This is a genomic window from Paenibacillus sp. Y568 (assembly GCF_059445545.1).
Window position 1 is genome coordinate 294,996 of sequence record NZ_JCAIUM010000004.1, and the last position, 18,481, is coordinate 313,476.

At 40.5% G+C, this 18,481-nt stretch carries 20 protein-coding genes and 1 tRNA gene; 14 read left to right on the forward strand and 7 right to left on the reverse strand.

The features are described 5' to 3' along the window. Window position 1 precedes the first annotated feature (1 nt). On the forward strand, window positions 2–718 hold the full coding sequence (locus tag AC1D7X_RS08265) for a glycosyltransferase family 2 protein (RefSeq protein WP_495475017.1): 717 nt from the start codon (window positions 2–4) through the stop codon (window positions 716–718). 115 nt (window positions 719–833) lie between these two features. Here the strand turns inward: AC1D7X_RS08265 and AC1D7X_RS08270 are convergent, their stop codons facing one another. Then, window positions 834–1,913, reverse strand: coding sequence for a glycosyltransferase family 4 protein (locus AC1D7X_RS08270; protein WP_495455216.1), 1,080 nt, complete (start codon window positions 1,911–1,913; stop codon window positions 834–836). A 171-nt stretch (window positions 1,914–2,084) separates the two neighbouring features. Between AC1D7X_RS08270 and AC1D7X_RS08275 the strand changes: the two genes are divergently transcribed. The 5 genes from AC1D7X_RS08275 (at window position 2,085) to AC1D7X_RS08295 (ending at window position 6,177) form a co-directional block, all read left to right on the forward strand. Beyond that, a complete protein-coding gene (locus tag AC1D7X_RS08275; RefSeq protein WP_495474989.1) occupies window positions 2,085–2,993 on the forward strand; it encodes a YhcN/YlaJ family sporulation lipoprotein in 909 nt (302 codons plus the stop codon). A 229-nt stretch (window positions 2,994–3,222) separates the two neighbouring features. Continuing rightward, complete coding sequence (locus AC1D7X_RS08280; protein ID WP_438347154.1) at window positions 3,223–3,447, forward strand: helix-turn-helix domain-containing protein; 225 nt, start codon at window positions 3,223–3,225, stop codon at window positions 3,445–3,447. A 249-nt stretch (window positions 3,448–3,696) separates the two neighbouring features. Further along, a complete protein-coding gene (locus AC1D7X_RS08285; protein WP_495474990.1) occupies window positions 3,697–4,665 on the forward strand; it encodes an ABC transporter substrate-binding protein in 969 nt (322 codons plus the stop codon). After that, complete coding sequence (locus tag AC1D7X_RS08290; protein ID WP_495474991.1) at window positions 4,646–5,422, forward strand: ABC transporter ATP-binding protein; 777 nt, start codon at window positions 4,646–4,648, stop codon at window positions 5,420–5,422. The genes AC1D7X_RS08285 and AC1D7X_RS08290 overlap by 20 nt, the downstream gene beginning before the upstream one ends. Continuing rightward, complete coding sequence (locus AC1D7X_RS08295) at window positions 5,416–6,177, forward strand: ABC transporter permease (RefSeq protein ID WP_495474992.1); 762 nt, start codon at window positions 5,416–5,418, stop codon at window positions 6,175–6,177. The genes AC1D7X_RS08290 and AC1D7X_RS08295 overlap by 7 nt, the downstream gene beginning before the upstream one ends. Before the next feature lie 88 nt (window positions 6,178–6,265). Here the strand turns inward: AC1D7X_RS08295 and AC1D7X_RS08300 are convergent, their stop codons facing one another. Beyond that, window positions 6,266–7,081: a TerC family protein gene (locus tag AC1D7X_RS08300; protein ID WP_495474993.1), complete on the reverse strand. Its 816-nt coding sequence runs from the start codon at window positions 7,079–7,081 to the stop codon at window positions 6,266–6,268. 338 nt (window positions 7,082–7,419) lie between these two features. Here AC1D7X_RS08300 and AC1D7X_RS08305 point away from each other — a divergent pair, with 338 nt between their 5' ends. After that, the gene (locus AC1D7X_RS08305) at window positions 7,420–8,409 is read left to right on the forward strand and encodes an MBL fold metallo-hydrolase (RefSeq protein WP_495474994.1); all 990 of its coding nucleotides are present in this window, start codon (window positions 7,420–7,422) and stop codon (window positions 8,407–8,409) included. A 139-nt stretch (window positions 8,410–8,548) separates the two neighbouring features. On the opposite strand, the gene AC1D7X_RS08310 is transcribed toward AC1D7X_RS08305, so the two are convergent. Beyond that, window positions 8,549–9,124, reverse strand: coding sequence for a phosphatidylglycerophosphatase A family protein (locus tag AC1D7X_RS08310; protein WP_495474995.1), 576 nt, complete (start codon window positions 9,122–9,124; stop codon window positions 8,549–8,551). Window positions 9,125–9,258: 134 nt separating this feature from the next. Between AC1D7X_RS08310 and AC1D7X_RS08315 the strand changes: the two genes are divergently transcribed. From AC1D7X_RS08315 to AC1D7X_RS08325, 3 genes are all read left to right on the forward strand, one after another. Further along, a complete protein-coding gene (locus AC1D7X_RS08315) occupies window positions 9,259–10,335 on the forward strand; it encodes a GerMN domain-containing protein (RefSeq protein WP_495475018.1) in 1,077 nt (358 codons plus the stop codon). A gap of 93 nt (window positions 10,336–10,428) precedes the next feature. Further along, window positions 10,429–11,190 (forward strand): ribonuclease PH, encoded by a 762-nt coding sequence (gene rph, locus AC1D7X_RS08320; protein ID WP_495455309.1) that lies wholly within the window; start codon window positions 10,429–10,431, stop codon window positions 11,188–11,190. A gap of 1 nt (window position 11,191) precedes the next feature. Continuing rightward, entirely contained in the window at window positions 11,192–11,815 is a 624-nt protein-coding gene (locus AC1D7X_RS08325) for an XTP/dITP diphosphatase (protein WP_495474996.1), read from the forward strand. Window positions 11,816–11,879: 64 nt separating this feature from the next. Here AC1D7X_RS08325 and asnB read toward each other — a convergent pair whose 3' ends face one another. Continuing rightward, a complete protein-coding gene (asnB, locus tag AC1D7X_RS08330) occupies window positions 11,880–13,724 on the reverse strand; it encodes an asparagine synthase (glutamine-hydrolyzing) (RefSeq protein ID WP_495474997.1) in 1,845 nt (614 codons plus the stop codon). 157 nt (window positions 13,725–13,881) lie between these two features. Between asnB and AC1D7X_RS08335 the strand changes: the two genes are divergently transcribed. The 4 genes from AC1D7X_RS08335 (at window position 13,882) to AC1D7X_RS08350 (ending at window position 15,287) form a co-directional block, all read left to right on the forward strand. Next, entirely contained in the window at window positions 13,882–14,211 is a 330-nt protein-coding gene (locus AC1D7X_RS08335; protein ID WP_495455226.1) for a hypothetical protein, read from the forward strand. A 75-nt stretch (window positions 14,212–14,286) separates the two neighbouring features. Beyond that, on the forward strand, window positions 14,287–14,418 hold the full coding sequence (locus tag AC1D7X_RS08340; RefSeq protein ID WP_495455227.1) for a hypothetical protein: 132 nt from the start codon (window positions 14,287–14,289) through the stop codon (window positions 14,416–14,418). A gap of 172 nt (window positions 14,419–14,590) precedes the next feature. Continuing rightward, window positions 14,591–14,664 (forward strand) — tRNA-Arg (locus AC1D7X_RS08345). A 206-nt stretch (window positions 14,665–14,870) separates the two neighbouring features. Next, window positions 14,871–15,287 (forward strand): DUF1259 domain-containing protein, encoded by a 417-nt coding sequence (locus AC1D7X_RS08350; protein ID WP_495474998.1) that lies wholly within the window; start codon window positions 14,871–14,873, stop codon window positions 15,285–15,287. 97 nt (window positions 15,288–15,384) lie between these two features. Here the strand turns inward: AC1D7X_RS08350 and AC1D7X_RS08355 are convergent, their stop codons facing one another. The 3 genes from AC1D7X_RS08355 to AC1D7X_RS08365 are packed head-to-tail and all read right to left on the reverse strand — an operon-like array spanning window position 15,385 to window position 18,265. Continuing rightward, window positions 15,385–16,044: a methionine ABC transporter permease gene (locus tag AC1D7X_RS08355; protein ID WP_495474999.1), complete on the reverse strand. Its 660-nt coding sequence runs from the start codon at window positions 16,042–16,044 to the stop codon at window positions 15,385–15,387. Continuing rightward, window positions 16,041–17,063 carry a methionine ABC transporter ATP-binding protein gene (locus tag AC1D7X_RS08360; RefSeq protein WP_495475019.1) on the reverse strand — a complete coding sequence of 341 codons (1,023 nt, stop codon included), beginning with the start codon at window positions 17,061–17,063 and terminating at the stop codon, window positions 16,041–16,043. The genes AC1D7X_RS08355 and AC1D7X_RS08360 overlap by 4 nt, the downstream gene beginning before the upstream one ends. Before the next feature lie 44 nt (window positions 17,064–17,107). Beyond that, complete coding sequence (locus AC1D7X_RS08365) at window positions 17,108–18,265, reverse strand: amidohydrolase (protein WP_495475000.1); 1,158 nt, start codon at window positions 18,263–18,265, stop codon at window positions 17,108–17,110. Between the last annotated feature and the right edge of the window lie 216 nt (window positions 18,266–18,481).

Below are 18,481 nucleotides of genomic sequence, written 5' to 3' on the forward strand. Positions count from 1 at the left end.
AATGACACCAAGAGTGACAATTGTAATTCCGTTTTACAATGATCCATACATTCTCCACGCTGTGGAAAGTGCATTGTCCCAGTCATATGGTAATATAGAGATCATCGTTGTAGATGATGGATCTACGCAACATGCGGAGTTATTAAGACCTTATTATCCCTATATTCATTACCTTGGTAAGCAGAATGGGGGAACGGCAAGCGCATTGAATCATGGTCTAAGGTCTGCTTCAGGAGACTATATAGCTTGGTTAAGTTCAGATGATGTATTCTACCCAGGGAAAATAACAAGACAAATTCAATTTATGTTAGAGAATCATTCAGATATTTCTCATACTAATTTTAATGTAATGAATGAAGCAAGTCATATCACACAACAATGGGCAGGAGCTTCCTTCACCACCGTGAAGCAGTTTTATAGTTCTTTTCTATTGGGAAATTGTGTGAATGGCTGTACTGTGATGATGAAAAAGGAATTGTTAAATAGGGTGGGGTTATTTGATGAAGGATTACCGTATACACATGATCTAGATCTATGGTGTAGAACAATTCTTAGTGGGCATGGCTTTCATTATCTAAATGAACCATTGACCGTATACCGATGGCATTCAGGCATGGGAACCCTGAAACATCAGGCTGCTATCGAAGCTGAAGTTAAGGTAACATTGATGCGATATGAGAATGCGTTAAAACATCTTGTAGGAACGCTTCATGGGTAGGATCTCCCTGCACGCCAATAGTATTCAAGGGATAAATAAAGTGAATTCACATATATGTTCAAACATGCACAAAAAAACGGTTAGCAGGACATATCTGCAGAACCGTTTTTCTATTTTAGAATACATTTAATGCATTCATGATCTGCACAAAAGAAGTACCATATTGGTCAGGAGTAAATTTAGACTCAATATGAGTGTAGGCTTGGCGACGGATATTATTTCTGAGTTCTTGATTATGCATAAGTTCTAAAGCCTCTGCTACGGCTACATCGACATGACCTAATGGGTAGAATTTACCGGTAACATTATGATTAATAAATGAACGTACGCCATCAGAATCCGTGCTTAGAACAGGGCAATGACAGCACATGGCTTCAGCAACAGCATACCCGAATCCCTCGATGACGGAAGTCGATAGTAGAATACCACCCGAATCTCCAGTCATGGATAGATACGTTGGCATCTCAGCATGAGGAACATTGGATAATAGATGGATATGAGGACCCAATTGAAGTTGATCTAATGTACGATAGAAATTTTGTTTGTCTTCTTCGACGTAGATCGTCTCATCATGAAACATCCATAACTTCATTTCAGGATGAATATCAATAAGTCTTCTACCAATGTGTAGGAATTCATTCCAATTCTTATTGGGCTCCAATCTTCCAATCCAGCTAATGACGGGAGGAGAGGTGTAATCCGTCTCTACATACTTGAATTGAGCGGTATTTATCATATTGGGAAGGATAAAGCGATGCAACCAGGGACATATCTCTATCACCAATTCAAATAAATGGGATGTATTAGGAAGGATAACAGCATTACAGCAACTACTTAAGATCGGGACAGCTTCTTGTAGTACATGAGCTGCTTTTTCACGAGTACCAAATCCTTGTATTTCATAAATAAGGGGACCACTATATCCTAAACGTCGCAATCGTTCCAACATGAGAAAGTCTGAGATGACCACAATAGCGTCGAATTGATTCGCTCGTAGAATGATTGTAATGTCGTTATCTGAATCGGTGGTGTACATTGGAATATCATTCAGCGTATGCATATTCTGTAGTCCTAATCCGGGTTGCAGATATAATAAATGGCATTCGACTCCATGTTGCTTCAATGTTTGACATCGAAGCCGATTTAACGTCTCCACCCCTCCACTTGGTATATAAAATATAAATAGAACCTTCACGGAAAATCACCCCCTTTCTGGATTCATACCCTATCATACGTGAATCCGAGAAATGGAGTGTGTGTGTTTTTGAAGTAGATACAAAACCTTTCCAGCATAGCCCTACGCAGTATCGTGCACTCTATATGATGTTAAACATGAAGTCCAACATTATAAGGAGGCGATCTTAGCGTGAGAATAAAAACCGTTAGTGTATCCGTACTATCTGCAACGCTTTTATTGGGTATGACGGTTACAGGATTAACAGGGTGTGGCACTACAAAAAATGCTGATAATAATATGAGTACAAAAAGCACAAGAAATAGTACATTAAATAACGGTAATCGGTTTGGTATAAATTCTGTGAATGATAACATTAAGCGTAGCGATAACATGATGGGGAATTTAAGGTACAGCAAGGAATTATCGGATAAAATTTCAAAGATGAAACAGGTTGGATCTGCTAAAGTCATGTTAACGGATCATAATGCTTACGTTGCTGTGTCCATAAAGGATAGTAACACCATGAATGGTGGAAATACGATGAATGGTGGTAACACCATGAATGGCACATCAACGAATTTAAATACTGGAATAAATGATTCAACCATCATGGGTACAGGCACGGGTACAGGTGGGAATATGATGGGCCTTGGGGCACCTACTCAAAATGGTGTAACTTCAAACGTAACAAACCAAACGGGTGGTGGTGGTAATTACCCAACCAATAGAGATCATGGATACGGATCATTGGGGACAAGTAGTTACGGGCTAATGCGTGGATTAACAACTTCTCCTGCACCAGGAACCGGTAATGGTGTTGTAGGTAATGACGATCACAACATCACGCAAGAAGTAAAAGACATGATTTCAGACAAGATTAAGAAGAGTGATCCTACGATTACAAATGTATATGTATCAGCGAATCCTGAATTTGTGGATCGTGTAGGAGGATATGTGTCAGATGTATCTAATGGTCATCCCATTAGTGGTATTACTGATGAATTCCAAACCTTAGTTAATCGCATTTTCCCAACGAAATCAGGGAGCAATGTAAATAACAATACTACGAACGGACCCTTAAACAATATGGGACGTTAAAATAAAAGGTATGATCTGAATAAATGCTAAGAACCCTAGGGTTCTTGGCTATTTTTGTGTCCACTACAGAAAAGGAATCTATCGATTTGAAGAACCATTTACATAAGCTTGAATGAGCCTATTTTACGATTACAAAGCACCTTTACCCCATGCTATTCATAGAATGAGTTGACTGTATCCCTTTACCTTGTTATACCATAAAAAACCCGGGCAAGGAGGGGTGACACCATTGAAGGGAAACGAGCACAATAGCAAATTTTTATTGACCCACCGTGAACGTGAAGTTTTTGAATTGCTTGTTCAGGATAAAACGACACGCGACATCGCCGGGCTATTATTCATAAGCGAAAAAACGGTGCGTAACCACATCTCGAACGTCATGCAAAAACTCAATGTCAAAGGCCGTTCGCAAGCCGTAGTTGAACTAATTAAATTAGGCGAACTTATTATTTGACCCAAGCCTTCAAAGAGCACCCTTGACCTTCTGATGATGTCTTCTCCTTTAAGGATGAAGATATCATCAGAAGGTTTTTTGGTGGTGTTCTAATGTCTAACGTTGAAGAAATGTTCTAATTTGAAATATACAAAATGTGATTATTGATGTAAAATGACATTATCTTTTGAATTGTGAATAAATGCACAAACAGAAGAGTTAGAGATGAAATAGAGATAAATAACAACAGGATATGGAGGATGATAGGTAATGGAGCGTAGAAATAAACAAAAAATAATGATGGTATGTATGGTGGTTCTGTTGATTAGCGTGCTTGGTGTTGGATGTAGCACGTCTAATAATAAGGAAACTGATGGAATAGAAGCCACATCTTCTTTAACGTTAGGATTGCTACCCTCAATTGATGCTATTCCATTCATCGTCGCTCATGAACAGGGGTTCGATAAGGAACATGGCGTGAACTTGGATATTCAGACGTTCAAAAGTGCCAAAGACCGTGATGTGGCATTTCAAGCAGGAAAACTGGATGGCATTAGCGCCGATTTAATTGCAATAGCCATTTATAATGAGGCAGGACTGGATGTTAAAGTGACTAGTACCACTTTTGGAGAATTTGATTTATTAACAGGAAATAATGATATTCGTGAAGTGAAGGATTTAAAAGGAAAGACCGTAATTTTATCCAAAAATACTTCTACCGAATATACGGTTGCAACGATGCTCAAAAAGGCAGGTCTCACGGAAGAAGATATCAAGGTAACGGAAGTACCTCAGATTCCAACAAGATTAGAATTATTAAAGAATAATAAGGCGGATGCAGCTATTTTACCTGAGCCATATGTCACTATGGGGAAATCTGCAGGATTACGTGTGTTAAGCTCGACGTTAGATGCGGGTGTGAATCCGTTTGTCTTAGCATTTCAACAGAAGACCATTAGCGATAAAGAACAAGAGATTCAGGCCATGTATGCAGCGTATGATGACGCAGTTAACTATATGAAAACGCATGATCAATCGGAATACATGGATCTGATTATTAAAGAAGTTGGATATCCAGAGAGTTTGAAGAACGATATTATCGTACCTAAATACCTTCCTTCTAATCAGGTGAATGTACAAGAGGTTGAAGCAGCTTTTACTTGGGCAAGGGAAAAAGGGCTTCTTAGTAAAAATATATTGCCAGAAGAAGTGATATCTGATGTCGCATTTAAGAAATAATGGACTTACGATCAAGGACCTAACTGTTAATTATGTAGAAGGGGAAGGGGTACTTAGACGTATTAATTTAACCGTTCCTGAGCATAGCATTTACACCATAATTGGTCCATCCGGGTGCGGGAAGTCTACTCTACTAAGAGCTGTAGCGGGTCTAATCCAAGAATACGACGGGGAGATCATCCTTGAGGGGGAATCCGTTCATAGAAGCGAGACGTTAATTGGACTTGTGCCGCAAAGTTACGGTCTTCTTCCCTGGAAAACGGTTCAATCTAATATTGATATAGCGTTAAAAATCAGTCATCGTGATCGGATGCAAAAGAAGAATCAGGAACGGCAAATCAAGCAGTGGCTTGAAGCCATGGGTATTGCTGACTTAGCCAAACGTTATCCTCTGTCACTCAGTGGTGGTCAGCAGCAGAGGGTAGCTATTGCTAGAGCCTTTGCACTAGAGCCAACGATCATGTTGTTGGATGAACCCTTTTCAGCATTAGATGCGGTCACACGTGAAACGATTCAACAGCTTTTTGTAGAAAATTGGACTCTGCATCCGGCAACAACGTTATTCGTTACTCATGATGTAGAAGAGGCCATTCTACTTGGAGAAAAAATAATCGTTATGTCATTGAATAAAGAAGAATCACCGCTTATCATCGATAACGCCTCCGTATTTCATATGAAATATGAAGACAAGCGCGATAGTGATATTTTTTTTCAACAGACTAAGAGGATTAGAAAGGTAATACAGGAACAATGGTGAACCGAAATAAGAAACATATCCTTCATATCGTTAGGCTATTATTCGTATTTTTCATAATGAATGTGGTGTGGTATATTGCCTACCTGCTCATTAGCCACCCGATCCTTCCAAGTCCGCTCGCGGTATATTTCTCTATAGGAAATTTGGACGAGAAATCGATTTGGCTTCATATTTGCTATAGTCTATTTCGTATTTGTGCCGGTCTATTATTAGCGTTAACGATTGGCATGTTGATTGGCTTGCTTATGGGTCGCTCCCGGCTTTGGAATAAGTTATTAGATCCTATTGTTTATCTAACCTATCCCATTCCCAAAATTGCCTTATTACCCGTTGTGATGTTATTCTTCGGGCTGGGTGAAACCTCCAAGATCTTGATGATTATGTTGATATTACTTTTTCAGATCATTATATCTGTACGCGATGGTGTGAAGGCGATCCCAGATAGTACATACGATGTATTGACCAGTATCGGCGCAAGTCGATTGCAGAAATTCTGGCATGTTACGTTACCTGGCGCTTTGTCCGTAATACTCAGTACGATTCGGATTTCATTAGGTACAGCCATATCTGTTCTTTTCTTTACAGAAATCTATGGTACAGAGCATGGAATGGGGTATTTTATTATGGATGCATGGTTAAGGATGGATTATACAGAGATGTATGCGGGGATTATGTTGTTTAGTCTGATAGGATTTGTACTATTTATGTTGGTAGACTATCTAGATTCTAGATTCATGAAGTGGCGGAATTCATAAGTGCAATAGATTATGATCAAAAAGGAACCGTTCCCAGTGGTTAGTAGTAACCCTTGGAATTGGTCCCTTTTTGTTTAGTTCAATAAAATTACTTCCCTAGTTGTTTATCAGCTTCAGCAATAGGATTCTCATCGCCTTGATCTTCATTCTTACCACTTGTAAACCAGCCAATGACTGCAATTAATATGAGAACAATGTAGAACGTAGCTTTCCATGCTGTGCTATGGGCAAATGTTTCTGGTAGAACGCCCAATTCGGGATGAGCAAGGGTGATAATGGCTAACTTGACTCCTACCCAACCGACAATGGCGAATGCAGCAACTTCCAGCCCCGGACGGGAATGTAGCAACGTAACAAAGTAAGATGCAGCGAAACGCATAATGATTAGTCCGATAAGCCCGCCAGCAAATACTACAAGGAATTGACCTCCATCTAGACCACCAATATGTCCTATTCCGCTTGGAGGTAAAGCTACTGCAAGAGCTACCGCAGCTAGAATAGAATCAACTGCAAACGCGATATCTGCTACTTCGACTTTGATTACTGTCATCCAGAATCCGGATTTCTTTTTTTCTTTAACAGAAGAACCTTCGAGAGCTTCATCCGTTTTAGATTTGCTGACAAACTTCCTGATAATGTTATTCGCAGCAATAAACAATAAGTAAAGAGCTCCAATAGCCTGCACCTGCCAGATATCGACTAGGTATGAGATCATGAATAATGATCCGAAACGGAGGACGAATGCTCCTACAAGTCCATAAAACAACGCTTTTTTTCTCTGCTCATCAGGTAAGTGCTTTACCATAATAGCCATTACTAACGCATTATCTGCGGCGAGAAGTCCTTCCAAACCTACGAGTACGAGAAGAACCCAACCATACTCTAATATTAATCCTAAATCCATTTTGCGCTCCCCCTTAGTGTCCTTAGTATGTTTCAAAATATATAAGAAAAACGTCAATTGACGTGCCTTAACGATGAGCATTAAAAAAGACCTTTACCAAAAGTGTGAATCCCTTCAATAAAATCAAAGGTATTCCCAATTTGGTAAAGGTCTCGCTAACAATTGTATATAACAATTGCCAATAAAGCCGGAGAAACTACTCTCGTATTGACGACTTTATTTATACAGCTACTCCCCTTTACGGGTATATAGAATTTCGTGTATGTTAGAATAATATAGCCGAATCATATATTTTTTCGGAGTTATTGTCAATAGAAAGGTTATGATAAAAAGTGAAAATGCCTGAAATAACCACTTGGGACTATGGGATTCACCAAGTTAAAATATCAATGGCTTATCCATTACGCTGGGTCAATAGTTATGTGTTACATCATTCATCGGGTGTTACGATTATCGATCCTGGGCCACACAATGATGAAACCGAGGAAGAGTGGAAGAAGGCACTTGAACGTTTGGGATATTCAATCGAGGACGTAAGTGAAGTATTTGTAACTCACCATCATCCAGATCACTATGGATTAGCGGGTTGGTTTCAATCACAATGTAACTGTCCGGTATACATGTCTCAAAGAGCTCATGATGAGTCTCTCCTAATGTGGGGCTCAGATTCTGTCATCCATAGGGATTTCACGTTATGGTTGCGACAGCATGGATTGCCAGATGAATGGGCTGATCAGATGGAGCAGCACTTCCTTGATTTCATCCCACAAGTTTCGCCTACACCACATATTACCATCGTTAACGGTGGAAGCATCCTAGAGATGGGTGGTCTACCTTGGTTGGTCATAGAAACAGGGGGCCATGCGCCCGGGCATCTATCTTTATATAATCAAGAGTATGGCCTTATCATCTGTGGGGATGCAGTCTTGCCCCAGATTTCACCTAATGTAAGTCTCATTCCGGGTAGTGATCCTGAACCGTTGTATACCTTTATGAATAGTTTAGTGAAACTCAATCAATATGAGGTGAAACAGGCCTTTCCAGGGCATAGGAATCCATTCTCCACCTTTCATCATCGTATAGATCATTTACAGATACACCATGAACAACGATTAGTGGAGGTTGAGAAGTTGCTAGCTGAATCCCCACGAAGTGGGTATGAGATTTGTATCTATCTATTTGGGAATAAACTAACCCTTCATCAAATGAGGTTTGCCCTATGTGAAGCTCTTGCACATGTCCAGGAATTAGTTCGTCGAGGTAAAGCGCAATCGACATCTAGCTCAGAGGGGGACATTCTCTTCAAAGCCATTATTACTAATGATTAATTCAATTAGTGTTAAAAAATAGTAAGGCGAATAGAAAAACCGTAGACCAAGATTGATACCTTGGCCTACGGTTTTTTTGATCTAAGTATCCATAAATTAGAGTTTCCTTCCTTTTTGGCGAATTCAAAAAAACACCAACTTATTCTAGCCCTTCTTCAGACAGTGGGTTGAATTCTTTGCCATCTTCAGCGAAATTCTCCTCTTTTTCTGCTTGTTTTCTATGTGCGATACGACTACTGGCTGCAGCAGCGACTGCACCGACGATATCATCGAGGAAAGTATGAACTTCTCCTGAGGTTTTATCATTAAGTCTTTCTAAAATACCTGGCTTTAGCTTGTCCACATATCCATAATTCGTGAACCCAATACTGCCATAGACATTGACAATAGAGAAAGCCAATATTTCATCCACACCATAAAGCCCTTCGTCATTGACCAACATTTCTTGTAATGGAGAGTGCAATTTGCCCTCTTCTGCTAATATATCTAACTCAATTCCCGTTATGACGGCATTCTGTACTTCACGTTTACTAAGTACCATCTCGACATTGTGGACACATTCTTCCATCGTCAAGTTAGGATAGTACTTTTTCTGAAGTAACATCACGAGTTCAGCAATGTCATCAATCTGGACACCTCGTTGATCAAGCAATTTAAAAGTGGCTTCAGATACAGCTTTACTATTTAGACTATACGGATTACGTTCATCTTTCATACCTTACACCTCATTCTTTGGTTTTAATAAATTTCACTTTCTGACCCTAATGGCAAAATAATAGTTATTTTTTAGAAAAGGGCTCGTATATATACTAGTACAAACTGTATAAAATACGTTAGGGAGGCTCATAGATTATGTCAAAAAATAAAATTCGCAGCATCTCCGCTGCTGGACTGTTGGCTGTTCCCATTATATTATCTGGATGTGGAGGATTTACTAAACAATCGATGGATATTGATCCACCGCCAGCTCAAGTGGAAGCCGAAATGTTACAAGCTGTAAATGGTGTCGTTACACCATCCCCACAGGGTACAGCTCCAGCAATGGCACCAACATCTACCGTATATTTAACAGATCAATATGGATTGTTGGCTCCAGTATCTCTAGGGTTGCCACCACAAGAGAACAAAGATAATATGCTACTCCGTCAATCTCTCGAAGCTATGGTCCAAGATGGACCTTATGCAGCATACTTACCAAAGGGGTTCACAGCGGTATTACCTAAAGGTACAGAGGTGAAGACAGTCACGATTGAGAAGGAAAAGAAACTTGCAGTGGTGGAATTCAACAAGTCGTTTACCCAATATGATGCCCAGAATGAACGAAAAATGTTAGAGGCGGTAACTTGGACACTTACGGGTGATGCCAACATTAACCAGGTTCAATTTTGGGTAGATGGGGAAAAAATAACGGAAATGCCTCTGAATCATACGCCGCTTGTTCAATCACTCGGACGAAGTATGGGAATTAATTTGGAAAAAGGGGATGGGGCAACCTATACCAATTCTAGCTCAGTAACGGTGTATTTCTCCTCAGAATCACCAGATGGAATACAATATTATGTGCCGGTAACAAGGTTGGTTGCACCTGGACAGAATACATTACAAGCAGCGCTCGATGAGCTCATTCAAGGTCCTCAACTAAGAGGGGGGCTGGAACAGGTAATGACGTCGGACACGTCTCTAGAGTCTGTGAAGACAGCGGAAGACGGAACGGTTACGGTTTCTCTCAAGGAAGATATGTTTCTTAAAGGGGAGAAAGTTCCTTCTCAGTTCCTACAATCTGTTGTATTAACGGTTACTGAGAATACGGTTAATAACAAGGTGAAAATACAGCTTAATGGGGAATCTAAAGTTGTAGGTGAAGATAATCAAGTATATAGTGAGCCTGTATCAAGACCGAAGTATATTAACCAAATACCAATCTAAAAGAGGTTCCTCCTTCAAAAGGTGCTTTTATTCCTACACTTTGATAAAATAAGGTTTGCAAAATAGGGACGCTAATGATGTAGGGGGCAGATAATTGTGAGATCAAACGGACGGAATAACGATCAACTTCGGACAATGAATATAACGACAAATGTAAATAAATATGCAGAAGGTTCTGTATATATAGAAATGGGAGACACCAAGATCCTTTGCACAGCAACAGTGGATGAGAAAGTACCTTCATTCCTAAAAGGACAGGGAAAAGGCTGGGTAACAGCGGAATATTCCATGTTGCCAAGAGCGACTCATTCCCGAAATCAACGGGAAGCCAATCGTGGTAAGCTTACTGGTCGGACGATGGAAATTCAGCGTCTAATCGGAAGAGCGCTCCGCTCTGTAGTGAATCTACAGGCTTTGGGTGAGCGTACGATTACACTGGATTGCGATGTGATTCAAGCAGATGGGGGTACGCGAACGACTTCCATTACAGGTTCTTTTGTAGCCCTATGTATTGCTGTGAATAAGATTGCTCAACAGCACAAGCTTCCTGTATTTCCAATTACAGATTATTTGGCTTCCGTTAGTGTTGGTGTTGTAGGTGGCCAGACATTATTGGATCTGAATTATGAAGAAGACTCTAAGGCTAAAGTGGATATGAACTTGGTCATGACAGGAAAAGGACAATTCGTTGAATTGCAAGGAACAGGTGAAGAAAGTCCATTCTCCCGTGAAGAGCTGAATCAATTGCTTCAGATTGGGGAAGAGGGAATTAAAGAAATTATTTCACGCCAAAAAGAAATTCTTGGTCCAATATCACTTCTGATCGGCTCTGGATTAGCGGCAAAAGGAGTCTAACATGAAGCTAGATCAGGATATTATCATTGTTGCGACTAAGAACAAAGGGAAAGTGAAAGAATTTGAGCATGCTTTTGCACAATTGGGTAAGCAAGTGAAGAGTATGTTTGATTATGCTGAACTTCCTGATGTGGTTGAAGACGGACTTACGTTTGCTGAGAATGCTCTTAAGAAAGCAAAGACGGTTGGAGATACGCTGGGGCTTCCAGTACTCGCGGATGATTCGGGGCTGTCTGTAGAGGCGTTAAATGGACAACCGGGTGTATACTCTGCACGTTATTCCGGTGAGCATGCAACGGATCAGAAGAACAATGAGAAATTATTACATGAATTATGCCAGTTGAAACTGGGTGAAGATACGGAACAAACCTTATTAAGCCCAGCGAGATTCATCTGTTCCTTAGTACTGTATAATCCAGCTACAGGCGAGCATATTGAGACTTCGGGTTCTGTCTCTGGCTGGATTACGACAGATGTTGCAGGTGCTGGTGGGTTTGGTTATGATCCACTGTTCTACCTCTCAGAATATGATAAGACGATGGCTGAGTTATCCATAGAAGAGAAACAGTCTATAAGTCATCGTGGTGTAGCATTGCGGGAATTAATAGCTAAATTAAAGGGATAAATGTACATTTCAATGTGCGTTAATAAAGAATAAAAAGGCTACCTCTAGGGTAGCCTTTTTTATTTTAGCGAATGGATACATGATATGTGCGGAGCCAATAATCAATTTGAGCTAAGTAGGCAAATAATTGGGGACCTGACATTAATTGACCGAACCACGGTAGATTAGAAGATGCATCTGGAGATGAGGCGATTTCCCGAATTTTAGCGACATCAATGAGGGGTAGAAGTGGTGATGTAGGGTCATCTAAGATGGTTAGTAGTTGCTGTTTTACGGCTGCAAGAAAATCAGGGTTATGTGTTTTAGGATAAGGGCTTTTCTTACGATAAAGAACATCATTTGGGAGTACCCCCTCCAAAGACTTACGAAGGATGCCCTTCTCACGATTACCTGTCATCTTGATGTCCCAAGGAATATTCCATACATATTGTATTAATCGATGGTCACAATAAGGAACGCGGACTTCCAAGCCGACCCCCATACTCATTCGGTCCTTACGATCAAGGAGGGTGGGCATGAAGCGTGTAATATTAAGATAAGACATGACTCGCATTTGAGCTTGTTTACCGGTTTCTCCATATAGTTTAGGGACTTCATTTACGGCTTCTGAATATTTGTCACCTAGGTATTCGAGAGGAGAGATCCAATTGCGTATTTCTGGAGATAGCAGACTAGCCCTCATATCTGATGCAACAGCCCAAGGGAATGTTCCCGAATTTAACATTTCTTCCTGGTGAAACCACGGATATCCTCCAAAGATCTCATCAGCAGCTTCGCCAGAGACTGCAACAGTAGCTTCCTTCTTGATCTCTTGGCAGAATAAATACAGAGATGAATCCACATCAGTCATTCCAGGTAAGTCCCGAGCCCTAGTAGAAGCTTCTAACGCGCCAATGAGTTCGGGAGTATCAATTTCAATGTAGTGGTGTGTAGTCCCAAGCTCTTCGACCATGCGTTTGATCCAAGGAGCATCGGCTCCGGGTTGGAATGAATGGGATTTGAAGTGTTTATCATTATCCACATAATCAACGGAATAGGTGTGCATTTGTTCTTGCCCTGAGCGTTGATAGAAATCTACAGCTAATGCAGTTAACGCACTGGAATCTAGACCACCGGATAACAGCGTGCATACGGGAACATCAGATATTAATTGGCGTTCAAGTGTATCCTGAAGAATTTCCTTTAGCTTGCGTGCGGTAGTGTTCTCATCATCTTCATGTACATGACTCTCGAGCTTCCAGTAAGGGTAAGTACGTAGACCATTACGGTTAAAAATCATGGCGTTTCCTGGACGAAGTTCATGAACGTTGCGGTATACACCATGCCCTGGCGTACGTGCCGGCCCAATAACAAAGATTTCTGCTAATCCTTCAGGTCCCACAACGGGTTCCACTTTTGGATGCTGAAGAAGAGCCTTAGGTTCCGAACCGAATATAAGTGTTTCGTCGATATGACTATAGAAAAGTGGTTTTACTCCTACGCGATCACGCGCAAAAAAGACTTGTTGGCGAACACTATCCCAGATGGCAAAAGCAAAGATACCATTGAAACGATCCACACAATCGGGTCCCCATTCAATATAAGACACTAATAATACTTCTGTATCGCAACGCGTACGGAATTGATATCCACGTTGGCGTAATTCTTTTGTAAGTTCTGCCGCATTATATAGTTCTCCGTTATATACAATGGCGTACACATCATCATCCTGATGTACAATCATGGGTTGTGCACCGTTCTCTGGGTCAATGACACTTAGTCGTCGATGTCCGAATGCACAAGGATTGGAGATCCAAGTTCCAGAAGCATCAGGCCCACGTTGAGCTAGACTGTCAGTCATTTGGACGAGCAATTGTGAATTCTGTGTTAAATCACCGCTCCATTGTATAAATCCGGTTATTCCGCACATGACGGTTCATCCTCTCTTTGTCGGTTGTCCATATCTGCCCTTTCTTTTACCAAAGTCATATAGAATATGCCGAAGGAAGGGATAAAATGTCTGTCCTTTAAGGAAAACTATAGGTGAGTCTCATGATTACAGCGTCGAAAAAGGGGGAAAAGATGTCGTGGATAAACGTAAGTATTATGTATCCGTACATGGAAGATCGGTTCTAATGGACAGGGGTGCAACGACTTATGAATGGGAGATCGAAGCGACAGAGGAACAAGCTCAAGAAATCAGACGATTAATGGAATTAGTAAAAGATAAGGAAGAAGATGCTTTTTTAGGGTTCACATTTCCTTGGCCAGATACGCCCGAGCTTGTTGTAAATATGACCTATCAGAATGCACTAGATGATGTGTATCAGCGAATTTATGAGTGGGGTTCGATGGATACTCGTAAACAGATGAAGGAATCAGGCGTGAATGCATTTCTACATTCATATGACGGATAAGAGCATACCATCCAAATTATATAACTCATATTCAATCTTCGGTATTACCATACTATAGACAGGAGGTGATATTCGATGGCGGAGAAATTCAAGAAAAATAAAGGTAATAAGTATACTCATAATAATGAATTCGCTGAAGAGGTTATTGCCAAACATCCAGTCAAACATACCGATGACAGAATAGATTGGCGTCGTGGTAACAGGTAAAATAAGACGCTTAATTGAATTTGTAAATAATTAACTCTGGTTTGGGTATTGATAAATTGCGAGGATGCGTTATAATAAATAACGCACCCTCTTAAAAGAGTTATGACAAATTCAACTTCTTCCATACATATGTCATTATTCTATAAACCAAGGTGCAAACCATTATGTTCATGTCTCAGTAGCTCAGCTGGATAGAGCAACGCCCTTCTAAGGCGTCGGTCGGGGGTTCGAATCCCTCCTGGGACATAAAAAAAGGATCTCCTTTAGGAGATCCTTTTTTGCGTCCAGACTGATTTAAAGATAAAACCAACCTTTTATTATTAGTATAGAAGGGGCTGGTTTTTTTATGCCCTGAGGGTGAGAACCCTAACTTGATGCTACAGAGATTAAAGTACAATCACTACAACTCTATCAACCATAGAATACTACTATCAAATGATAGGAGGTATATAATGGCTAAAGTAAAAGTAAGTCCGAGATTTCAAAGACTATGTAACCAATTTGCATCAATTCTAGGTGGTGCACATGAAATTACTCCAGGTCCTGTATGTTTCGTCAATCGGTCAAGAAGAATTAATGCGACAATCGAGGGAAGACGTACGCACTCACCGTTGGTTAGTCATCAACTCTTTTCCTTTGAATCCTTAGATTCATCGGGTCGTGCGCTCTGTTTAGGTGAAACTGGGCTTCTTCAAAGCCAAGCCAATCGATTAATTCGTAATCTTCAGAGCCAAGGGATTACAGTAACAGCTCTTCATAATCACTGGTTAAAAGAAAATCCTAGAATCATGTATGTTCATTGGCAGGCCATCGATGAACCAGTAGCATTTGCAAGAAAAACAAAACAGTCTATTGCTTTCTTGGGATAGATAAAAACAAACAATCACCCTTAGAATAATGGGTGATTGTTTGTTTTTATGATTACTTTTTTAAACTTGCGTAAGGTTTAATCCTTGTCATGTCATGTTAGTTGCGTCTTACTTTACGCGCTAACCAATTCCCTAGGGATTGGATCCCCTGAACGAATACGATTAACACAACGACGGTAAGCACCATAACGACAGTATCAAAACGTTGGTAGCCGTAGACGATCGCCATATCACCTACTCCACCACCACCAACTGTTCCTGCCATGGCAGTAGCTCCAATTAATCCGATGGTAGCTGTAGTAAGCGTTAAGATTAAGGAAGTGAACGCTTCTGGTAAAAGGAAATGCCAGATCACCTGAAATGGGGTAGCTCCCATAGAATCCGCTGCTTCTAGAATACCAGGGTTGACTTCAAGTAATGAATTTTCTACTAGTCTACCTATGTACGGAGCGATATAAATGATCAAAGGTATTATGGCTGCATTTGTTCCAATGGATGTCTGAACTATGAAACGGGTGAAAGGGATGATAGCCACTAACAATATAATAAATGGGAGTGAACGGACAATATTAATTATTGGATTTAGAATCGCATATAATGCCTTGTTCTGAAGGACTCCACCAGATCTTGTGACAACAAGCAATATGCCTAACGGGATTCCAATCAGAGCTCCGACGAGTAATGAGATGCCCACCATATAAATGGTTTCAGAAATGGATTGTATAAATTGTTCTAAAGTAATCGATGTCGATATCATACTCCGAAGACCTCCTCAATCAATACATCACGTTCTTTTAAGAAGTGGACTGCTTCATTTACGATAGAATGATCCCCTTGCATCTGAATAATCATACTGCCCAATGTCGTGTCCTGAATTTCAGTCATATTAGCAAACAAAATATTCACATGTAGATCATATTGTCGAATCAGGGTATTCATAATAGGGTTAGAGGCTGCTTGACCAATGAACTCTAGTTTAAAAAGGCGTTGTCCAGCTTCATCTTTCAATGACCTTTGGACACTATTTGGAATGCTATCATGGATAACGGTTCTGACGAAATTCTGAGTGGTTGGATGTGTAGGATGTCCGAAGACCTCTAATACAGATCCTTGCTCAATAATCTCCCCTGCTTCCATCACGGCTACACGATTACAAATTTCTTGTATAACGGCCATTTCATGCGTAATAATCATAATTGTAATGTTATATTCGGCGTTGATCTTTTTTAGTAATTGCAAAATAGATCGTGTGGTCTGTGGATCCAAGGCTGACGTCGCCTCATCACATAATAGAATAGAAGGATTGGAGGCGAGGGCTCGTGCAATACCTACCCGCTGTTTCTGTCCACCCGACAATTCACTTGGATAACTCTTGGCTTTGTCCTCTAAGCCTACAAATGCGAGTAATTCGGTCACTCTTTCTTGTATTTCTTTCTTACTCTTCTTTGATAAAATAAGAGGGGTAGCCACATTGTTAAAGACAGTCTTTGACTCAAGTAGATTGAAATGTTGAAAGATCATGCCAATCTGTTTCTTCATTACGCGTAATTGATAAGGGTTGAATTCCTCCAAATCCTGACCGTCTACGAATACTTGCCCCTCAGTGGGCCTCTCTAAATAGTTTACGAGACGGATCAATGTACTTTTTCCAGCACCACTATACCCGATGACGCCGAAAATATCCCCTTTGTTTACCTTTAAGTTAATCCCCTTTAGCGCTTCATTAAGAATTCCTTTACGTTCGTATGTCTTATACACGTCCTTGATCTCGATCATATCCATTCAACTCGCTTCTCGTTGAAATAAGGTACAGTATTACGTTAGGTAAGCTTCTTTAATGCGGATTCTGCCAGTAATGCGAAATAGTGTGAAGCTGGTAATATAGCATCTTCATCTACGTCGAATTGAGGATGATGGAGTCCATAAGCACTATTACTTCCGATATTTACGAATACTCCCGGAATTTTCTGTAGGTAGAAAGAGAAATCTTCACCACTCATTTGAGGTGATAAATCGAGTACTTTATAACCGGCAAGGGCTGCAATTTCTTTACTGAAGTCTGCCCAATCCCCATCGTTAATGGTAGCAGGGGGACCTGGGTACCAATGTAATTCAGCTTCTGCTCCAGCAGCAGCAGCTGTTCCTTGAATAATCTGTTTTATTTTCTCTGGAATGAGGCGACGTATATCTTCATCATAGGTTCTGACGGTACCTTCTAATTCAACGACTTCGGGTAAGACATTCCACGTATTACCACCACTTATTCTTGTCACACTGACAACTACAGGTTCCGTGGCACTTGTGATTCGACTAGAGATCGTCTGCAAGGCAAGTATAATTTGCGATGCTGTTACGATGCTATCTACACCATTCTCTGGGAATGCAGCATGGGCTCCTTTACCTTTAATGCTGATTTCAAACCGATCAACCCCTGCTGTTAATGCCCCTGTTCGGGTGCCAAATGTTCCAACGGGTAAGTCAGGATTGTTATGAAGACCAAAGATAGCAGATACACGATCAAGACCGCCTGAATTTAACACGGAAGTGGCACCGTGACCTGTTTCTTCAGCAGGTTGAAATAAGACGCGAACCGTCCCTTTTAACTCTGATTCACGGGATTTCAATAGATAAGCTGCTCCTAAGATGGATGCCGTATGGAAATCATGACCGCAAGCATGCATTTTTCCATCTACTCCTGAAGCAAAGGGTAAGTTTGTTTGTTCTTTGATTGGTAACGCATCTATATCACAACGGATTGCGATAATCGGTTCCTCGCCAGTACCAATTTCTGCGATAACCCCGGTTGCTAGGGGAACATCGAGTATACGAATATCAGCTTCTGCTAGCCATTCGCGAATTTTTACAGTCGTCTTGAATTCTTCATTGGATAATTCAGGTTCTTGATGGAGATTACGTCGAACTTCAATTAAACGTTGGGATAATGCTTGATCCGATTCTATATAAGGTACATTAGTCATGGGATGACCCTCATTTCTATATGGTTAGATAAACTCATTAACTATAATTATATTACAATTCTGAGTTATCCGATATGCTTTATATTTTGATGGTTATGTTACCTCTACAATAGAACTTTTGTCAATATCGTTTCCTAAGATTATGAAAAGAACTAAATCAACTATGCTGTGAATTATAAGTCATATTTTTAAATATTGACGATATATTTTACACCG

What these genes read in the sequence shown, in the direction of transcription:
- AC1D7X_RS08300 (WP_495474993.1), bottom strand. Translation starts at nt 7,081, where the DNA reads ATGGATTTAGGATTAATATTAGAGTATGGTTGGGTTCTTCTCGTACTC.
- AC1D7X_RS08355 (WP_495474999.1), bottom strand. Translation starts at nt 16,044, where the DNA reads ATGATATCGACATCGATTACTTTAGAACAATTTATACAATCCATTTCT.
- AC1D7X_RS08290 (WP_495474991.1), top strand. Translation starts at nt 4,646, where the DNA reads ATGTCGCATTTAAGAAATAATGGACTTACGATCAAGGACCTAACTGTT.
- AC1D7X_RS08340 (WP_495455227.1), top strand. Translation starts at nt 14,287, where the DNA reads ATGGCGGAGAAATTCAAGAAAAATAAAGGTAATAAGTATACTCATAAT.
- AC1D7X_RS08285 (WP_495474990.1), top strand. Translation starts at nt 3,697, where the DNA reads ATGGAGCGTAGAAATAAACAAAAAATAATGATGGTATGTATGGTGGTT.
- AC1D7X_RS08325 (WP_495474996.1), top strand. Translation starts at nt 11,192, where the DNA reads ATGAAGCTAGATCAGGATATTATCATTGTTGCGACTAAGAACAAAGGG.
- asnB (WP_495474997.1), bottom strand. Translation starts at nt 13,724, where the DNA reads ATGTGCGGAATAACCGGATTTATACAATGGAGCGGTGATTTAACACAG.
- AC1D7X_RS08265 (WP_495475017.1), top strand. Translation starts at nt 2, where the DNA reads ATGACACCAAGAGTGACAATTGTAATTCCGTTTTACAATGATCCATAC.
- AC1D7X_RS08310 (WP_495474995.1), bottom strand. Translation starts at nt 9,124, where the DNA reads ATGAAAGATGAACGTAATCCGTATAGTCTAAATAGTAAAGCTGTATCT.
- AC1D7X_RS08295 (WP_495474992.1), top strand. Translation starts at nt 5,416, where the DNA reads ATGGTGAACCGAAATAAGAAACATATCCTTCATATCGTTAGGCTATTA.
- AC1D7X_RS08305 (WP_495474994.1), top strand. Translation starts at nt 7,420, where the DNA reads ATGCCTGAAATAACCACTTGGGACTATGGGATTCACCAAGTTAAAATA.
- AC1D7X_RS08350 (WP_495474998.1), top strand. Translation starts at nt 14,871, where the DNA reads ATGGCTAAAGTAAAAGTAAGTCCGAGATTTCAAAGACTATGTAACCAA.
- AC1D7X_RS08365 (WP_495475000.1), bottom strand. Translation starts at nt 18,265, where the DNA reads ATGACTAATGTACCTTATATAGAATCGGATCAAGCATTATCCCAACGT.
- AC1D7X_RS08360 (WP_495475019.1), bottom strand. Translation starts at nt 17,063, where the DNA reads ATGATCGAGATCAAGGACGTGTATAAGACATACGAACGTAAAGGAATT.